Annotated in this window: 4 protein-coding genes and 1 pseudogene; 4 read left to right on the plus strand and 1 reads right to left on the minus strand. The window is 75.7% G+C overall.

Annotated elements, in window-relative coordinates:
• Positions 1-572: pseudogene (locus tag ACFUMH_RS17770) on the minus strand (hypothetical protein); the annotation flags it as partial.
• Positions 573-922: 350 nt separating this feature from the next.
• Here ACFUMH_RS17770 and ACFUMH_RS17775 point away from each other — a divergent pair.
• The 4 genes from ACFUMH_RS17775 (at position 923) to ACFUMH_RS17790 (ending at position 7,162) form a co-directional block, all read left to right on the plus strand.
• Positions 923-2,020 (plus strand): winged helix DNA-binding domain-containing protein, encoded by a 1,098-nt coding sequence (locus ACFUMH_RS17775; protein WP_378208682.1) that lies wholly within the window; start codon positions 923-925, stop codon positions 2,018-2,020.
• A 188-nt stretch (positions 2,021-2,208) separates the two neighbouring features.
• Positions 2,209-3,639 carry a cellulase family glycosylhydrolase gene (locus ACFUMH_RS17780; RefSeq protein WP_378208684.1) on the plus strand — a complete coding sequence of 477 codons (1,431 nt, stop codon included), beginning with the start codon at positions 2,209-2,211 and terminating at the stop codon, positions 3,637-3,639.
• Between the two features lie 217 nt (positions 3,640-3,856).
• Positions 3,857-6,259 (plus strand): phosphoribosylformylglycinamidine synthase subunit PurL, encoded by a 2,403-nt coding sequence (purL, locus tag ACFUMH_RS17785; RefSeq protein ID WP_378208686.1) that lies wholly within the window; start codon positions 3,857-3,859, stop codon positions 6,257-6,259.
• A gap of 231 nt (positions 6,260-6,490) precedes the next feature.
• Complete coding sequence (locus ACFUMH_RS17790) at positions 6,491-7,162, plus strand: DUF4142 domain-containing protein (protein ID WP_378208688.1); 672 nt, start codon at positions 6,491-6,493, stop codon at positions 7,160-7,162.
• Positions 7,163-7,277: the final 115 nt, after the last annotated feature.

Below are 7,277 nucleotides of genomic sequence, written 5' to 3' on the forward strand. Positions count from 1 at the left end.
GGCGTCGGGGTGGCCGCCGGCGGAGCCGTCGTGGGCGCGGGAGCGTCGGCGGCGTCGGCCGGCGGGGCGGCGGGCGCCGGCGCGCTCGCGGCCGGAGCCGGGACCGGTGCGGCGGGCTGCGGGGCGGGCGCCGCGGGTGCGGGCACCGCGGGTGCGGGGGAGGGCGTCCGGCACACGGGTGCCTGACCGCCCTCGCCGAAGTGCTCGTCGAACCCGGCGACCTGCACCCAGCGCACGCACGCGTCCGCGGGCAGCCCGAGGCGGTCCCAGGTGACCGATGCGGCGCCGAGCAGGTCGTGCCACGGCGTGCCGGCGCCCTCGACGTGGACGTTCGTCGCGCCCCCGCCGGCGGGCGACGTCCACAGCACGTTGAGGTGCGCGTGCTCGCCGAGCACGTGCCCCGCCGGCAGCTCGAGGCCCGCGCCGGTGACGCGGTACGGCGTCGGGGCGTCGGACCCGGCGGCGGCACCCGTCGCGGTCGCGGTGAGGAGGGCGGCGGACGCGGCGAGGGTGAGCGCGGTCGTCCTGACCACGGTCCGGGGGGCGGCTGCCGCGGCGGTGCGGGGGTGCATCGGGCCTCGTTCGGGTCGGGCGGACGGGCGCGGGCATGCGCCGGCCACGTCGGGAGGACGGGGAGGCCACGCGGCGGAGCGGCGCGGCGTCGGCAGGTTATCGGGACCGAACGGGCGCACGGGACGGATCGGGCATGACGGTTCTCTCATGGAGGTGCAGGTCAGCGCGTCGTCGCCGGACCCCGGTCGACCGCCCCCCGCGCGGGCCGAGTCGGGCCGTGTGGGCGGCGGCCGCTAGCGTCCGCGGTGTGACGACCTCCGGCAGGCCCAGGACCGTGAGTGCGGCCGAGCGGCGTGCCCGGCTCGGGCGCCGCCACGCCCTCGCGCCGGGGCAGGGTGCCGCCGGGCCCGTGGACGCCGCGCGGGCCGTCGTCGCGCTGCACAGCACGGACCCGGCGTCCACGGTGCTGTCCGCTCTCGCGCGGGCGCCCGGCGCCACCACGGCGGACGTGGAGCGGGCGCTCTACGACGACCGGGACCTGATCCGCGTGCTCGCCATGCGCCGCACCCTGTTCGCCGTGCCGCACGACCTCGCCGCGACGGCCTTCGTGGCGGCGGGCGACACGGTGGCGGCGCAGCAGCGCCGGATCCTGCACCAGCTGCTCGTCGCGTCGGGGGTGACGGAGGACCCGGGCCCCTGGGTGGCCCGTGCCGAGCGGGCCCTGCTCGACGCGATCGCGGCGGCCGGCGAGGCGACGGCCCCGGAGCTCGCCGCCGCCGACCCGCTGCTCGCGACGCGCGTCACGCTGGAGCCCGGCAAGAAGTACGAGACCACGCAGAGCGTGGCGAGCCGCCTGCTCACGACCCTGTCCGCCGAGGGGCGGGTGCTGCGCGGGCGGCAGGTCGGCGGCTGGGCGGCGCCGCAGTTCCGCTGGACGACGCCGGCGGCCTGGCGCGACCTCGGGCCGGTGCCCGCGCTCGCGGACGCCGCCGCGACGCTCGCGCGGCTGTGGCTGCACGCGTACGGGCCGGCGCGGCCGGCGGACCTGCAGTGGTGGGCGGGCTGGACGGTCGCGCGCACGAAGGCCGCGCTGGCGGCACTCGACACGGTCGACGTCGTGCTCGAGGACGGCGCGCCGGGTGTCCTGCTCGCCGACGACGCCGACGAGGTCGCGCCGCCGGACCCGTGGGTCGCGCTGCTGCCCGCGCTCGACCCGACGGCGATGGGCTGGAAGCACCGCGACCCGTTCCTCGGGACGCACCGGGAGCAGGTGTACGACCGCAACGGCAACGCGGGGCCGACCGTCTGGGTGGACGGGCGGGTCGTCGGCGGCTGGGTGCAGCGCGCCGACGGCGAGGTGGCCGTCGAGCTGCTCGACGACGTGGGCCGCGCCGCGGCGGACGCCGTGGCCGAGCAGGCCGCCGCGCTGACCGCGCAGCTCGCGGACGTCCGCCTGACCGTGCGCGCCCGTGGCTGGACGGCCGTCGAGAAGCGGCTGCGCGCGTGAGCCCGGCGCGCGCCCGGCGGCCGGCGGCCCGCGTCCGGCCCGCCACGGCACCCGAAACGATTCGAGGTGCTCCGGGCACTGGCCGCGGACGCCCGCGCGGCGCACCCTCGGTCCTCGACGCGGCGACCGCTGCGGGCCCCGCGGCGGAGCGGGGCGCGGCACCGCGCGCACACCCTTCGAGGAGACGCATGTCCCAGCGCACCAGGGCGGCAGCCCTGCTGTCCGCGGCCCTGCTGGCGGTGACGGGGATCGGCACGATCACCGCCACGTCGGCGCAGGCCGCGGCCGGCTGCCGGGTCGACTACACCATCACGAACCAGTGGGGCGGCGGGTTCGGCGCCGACGTGAGGATCACCAACCTCGGCGACCCGCTGACGGGCTGGACCGTCGGCTGGACCTTCGGGTCCGGCCAGCGGGTCACGCAGGCGTGGAACGGGACCGCCACCCAGTCGGGCAGCGCCGTCACCGTGCGGGACTCCGGCTGGAACGGATCCGTCCGCACCGGCGGCACCGCGAGCTTCGGCTTCAACGGCTCGTGGAGCGGGTCCAACCCGGTCCCGACGCAGTTCACCGTCAACGGCGTCGCCTGCACGGGCTCGGCCACCGGCACCCCGACGCCGACGCCGACCCGGACGCCCACACCCACCCCCACGCCCACGACCACGCCCCAGCAGCCGACCGGCACGACGCCCGTCGCGATCAACGGCCAGCTGCGCGTGTGCGGCGTGAACCTCTGCAACCAGTACGGCAGGCCGATCCAGCTGCGCGGCATCAGCTCGCACGGCCTGCAGTGGTTCCCGGGCTGCTACAACACCGCCTCGCTCGACACGCTCGCGAACGACTGGAAGGCGGACGTCTTTCGCATCGCGATGTACGTCAACGAGAACGGGTACGTCACCGACCCGCCCGGGTTCACCGCGCGCGTCAACTCCCTCGTCGACGAGGCCGAGCGGCGCGGCATGTACGCGATCGTGGACTTCCACACGCTCACGCCCGGTGACCCGAACGTGAACCTGGAGAACGCGAAGACCTTCTTCCGGAACGTCGCCACGCGCAACGCCGCCAAGAAGAACGTCATCTACGAGATCGCGAACGAGCCGAACGGCGTCACGTGGGAGCAGATCCGCACCTACGCCAACCAGGTCATCCCGATCATCAAGGCCGCCGACCCCGACGCGGTGATCCTCGTCGGCACCCGCGGCTGGTCCTCGCTGGGCGTCTCCAACGGCTCGACGTCGGCGGAGATCGTGGCCAACCCGCTCGCGTTCGACAACATCATGTACACGTTCCACTTCTACGCGGCGTCGCACCTCGACAACTACCGCGCCGAGGTGCGCAGCGCGGCGCAGCGGCTGCCGCTGTTCGTCTCCGAGTGGGGCACGACCAGCGCGACCGGTGGCGGCACCGTCGACCTCGCGAGCTCGACGGCGTGGCTCGACCTGCTCGACTCCCTGAAGATCAGCCACGTCAACTGGACGTACTCCGACGCGAACGAGAGCAGCGCCGCGTTCCGCCCCGGCACGTGCGCCGGCTCGAGCTACGGGACGTCGCAGCTCACGCAGTCCGGCCAGTTCGTCCGCAGCCGGATCATGACGGCGGACAGCTTCCCGACGCGCTGACCGCCGCACGACCGCACGACCGCACGACCGCGCCGCCGTCCCGGTGACCCCCACCCACCGGGACGGCGGCGCGCCCACGCCGCGGGACGCCGCGGTCGGGCGACCGGTCCGCGCCGGTACGCTGGGCCTGTCTGCCGACCCGCGGCGCGGGACTGGTGGGGCGAGGCCCGGTGAGGGCGAGCCGCCCCCGGTGCCCGGGCCCCCACCGAGGGAACCGATGACCACCGCACCTGTGCGCCCCGCCGACGCGCCCACCCCGCAGCACGCCTCCGACACGGTCGAGAACGCGGCCGCGACGCCCGACCAGGTCCAGCCGTTCGCCGAGCTCGGCCTCAAGCCGGACGAGTACCAGCGCATCCGCGACATCCTCGGCCGGCGCCCCACGGCGGCGGAGCTCGCCATGTACTCCGTCATGTGGTCGGAGCACTGCTCGTACAAGTCGTCGAAGACGCACCTGCGCCAGTTCGGCGAGAAGACGACGCCGGCGATGAAGGAGCACCTGCTCGTCGGCATCGGCGAGAACGCGGGCGTCGTCGACATCGGCGACGGCTGGGCGGTCACGTTCAAGGTCGAGTCGCACAACCACCCGTCCTACGTGGAGCCGTACCAGGGCGCCGCGACGGGCGTCGGCGGCATCGTCCGCGACATCATCTCGATGGGCGCGCGGCCCGTCGCCGTCATGGACCAGCTGCGCTTCGGCGCGGTCGACCACCCGGACACGGCGCGCGTCGTGCACGGCGTCGTCTCGGGCGTCGGCGGATACGGCAACAGCCTCGGGCTGCCGAACATCGGCGGCGAGCTCGTGTTCGACGCCTGCTACCAGGGCAACCCGCTGGTCAACGCGCTGTGCCTGGGCGTGCTGCGGCACGAGGACATCCACCTGGCCAACGCGTCGGGCGTGGGCAACAAGGTCGTGCTGTTCGGCGCGCGCACGGGCGGCGACGGCATCGGCGGCGCGTCGATCCTCGCCTCGGAGACCTTCGACGACACGAAGCCGTCCAAGCGCCCGAGCGTGCAGGTCGGCGACCCGTTCATGGAGAAGGTGCTCATCGAGTGCTGCCTCGAGCTGTACGCGGCGAAGGTCGTCGAGGGCATCCAGGACCTCGGCGCCGCGGGCATCTCCTGCGCGACCAGCGAGCTCGCGTCGAACGGCGACGGCGGCATGCACGTCGACCTCGAGAACGTGCTGCTGCGCGACCCCACGCTGACGGCCGGCGAGATCCTCATGTCGGAGTCGCAGGAGCGGATGATGGCCGTCGTCCGGCCGGAGAAGCTCGACGAGTTCCTCGCGATCACGTCGCGGTGGGACGTCGAGACGGCCGTCATCGGCGAGGTCACCGGCACCGGCCGCCTCACGATCGACCACTTCGGGCAGCGCATCGTCGACGTCGACCCGAGGACGGTCGCGCACGAGGGTCCCGTCTACGACCGCCCGTACGCGCGCCCGGCATGGCAGGACGCGCTCGTCGCCGACTCCGTGAGCACCCCCGAGGGGCGGGAGCGGTACGCGCGCCCGTCGACGGCCGAGGAGCTGCGCGCCACGGTCCTGCGCCTGGCCGGATCGCCGAACCTCGCGTCGCCGGCGTGGGTGACGGACCAGTACGACCGCTTCGTGCAGGGCAACACCGCGCTCGCGCAGCCGGACGACGCGGGCGTCGTCCGCGTCGACGAGACGACGGGCCTGGGCGTCGCGCTCGCGACCGACGCCAACGGCCGGTTCGCGAAGCTCGACCCGTACACGGGGGCGCAGCTCGCGCTCGCGGAGGCGTACCGCAACGTCGCCACGTCCGGCGCGCGGCCGCTCGCCGTCACGGACTGCCTCAACTTCGGCAGCCCCGAGCACCCCGACTCGATGTGGCAGCTCGTCGAGGCGATCCGCGGGCTCGCCGACGCGTGCCAGACGCTCGAGGTCCCCGTGACCGGCGGCAACGTGTCGCTCTACAACGGCACGGGCGAGCCCGGGCAGCTCGACTCGTCGATCCACCCGACGCCGGTCGTCGGCGTGCTCGGCGTCCTCGACGACGTCGCCCACGCCGTGCGCTCCGGCTGGACGGCGCCCGGCCAGGCCGTCTACCTGCTCGGCACGACGCGCGGCGAGCTCGACGGCTCCGCGTGGGCCGAGGTCGTGCACGACCACCTGGGCGGCACCCCGCCGCGCGTCGACCTCGACGCCGAGCGGCGGCTCGCGCAGGTCCTCGCGACCGCGGCGCGCGACGAGCTCGTCGACGCCGCGCACGACCTGTCCGAGGGCGGCCTCGCGCAGGCGCTCGTCGAGTCGAGCCTGCGGCACGGCGTCGGCGTGCAGGTGGACCTCGACGGCCTGTGCGCGCGCGACGGCGTCACCCCGTTCGAGGCGCTGTTCTCCGAGTCGACGGCCCGCGCGCTCGTCGCGGTGCCGCGCTCGGAGGAGGTGCGGTTCGCCGACCTGTGCACGGCGCGCGGCGTCCCGGTGATCCGCCTCGGCGAGACGGCCGAGACCTGCTCGCCGGGTGCGGGCACCGTCGCGGGCGACCCGGACCACGCGCACGAGGCCGCGGTCGAGATCGCCGGCCTGTTCACGCTGCCGCTGTCCGAGGCGCGCGAGGTCTGGGAGGGCACGCTGCCGCGCCTGTTCGGCTGACGCGACGCACGAGGGGCCGCCGGGTGCACCCGGCGGCACCACGTGCGTCCGTGCGCCGCGGCTCAGCCCTCGCGGAGCGAGACGACGGCCGCACGGGGGCGGGACGACGGCGCGACGGCGGGACAGCGCCGACACGCCGACCGGCGCCCCCGGATCGCGCCCCGGACGAGCGTCCTGGCGCGGCGGGGCGCACCGTGGACGGGTCCACGCACGTCCACGAAGGGGACCCCGATGAAGAAGCTCACCCGTCCGGTCGCCGTGCTGGTGGCCGCCGTCGCCGGCCTCGCGCTGGCCGCGGCGCCCGCCGCGGCCGCACCGAACGCGCAGGACCAGGAGTTCCTCGTCGCCGCCCACCAGGGCAACCTGGCGGAGATCGCCGCCGGGCAGGCGGCGCTCGCCGAGGCCGCGACGCCCGGCGTCAAGGAGATGGGCCAGCAGCTCGTCACCGACCACACGGCGCTCGACGCCCAGCTCACCGCCGTCGCGCAGCAGCTCGGCGTCGCGCTGCCCGGCACGCCGACGCCCGAGCAGCAGGCGGCGCTCGCCGAGGTGCAGGCCGAGGACGGCCAGGACTTCGACACGGCCTGGCTGTACCTGCAGATCGAGTCGCACCGCGCGACGCTGGCCCTCGGCGAGCGGGAGCTCGCCGCCGGGTCCGAGCAGGCCGTGAAGGACCTTGCGACGGCGTCCGCGCCCGTCGTGCAGCGGCACCTCGACCACGCGCTCATGCTCGCCCGCGAGCTCGGCGTCGACACCGTGCCCGCCGGCACGGGCGGTCAGGCCGCGGCGTCGGAGCGTCCTCTGGGCCTCGCGCTGTCGCTGGTCGGCGGCCTCCTGCTCGCCGGGGCCGGCGTGCTCGTCGCCCGGTCGCACCGCACCACCCCGGCCGCCCGCCGGCGGTGAGCCCCACCAACCGGCGCCCGGCGCGGCGGGCCGTCCTCGTGACGGCCGCCGTGCTGGGTGCCGTGTGGTTGTAGTCGTTCTTTAGGATGGGCGTCGAGGAGACGGTGGTCTATGT

This window comes from Cellulomonas sp. NPDC057328 (assembly GCF_042667215.1).
Classification (GTDB): Bacteria; Actinomycetota; Actinomycetes; order Actinomycetales; family Cellulomonadaceae; genus Cellulomonas.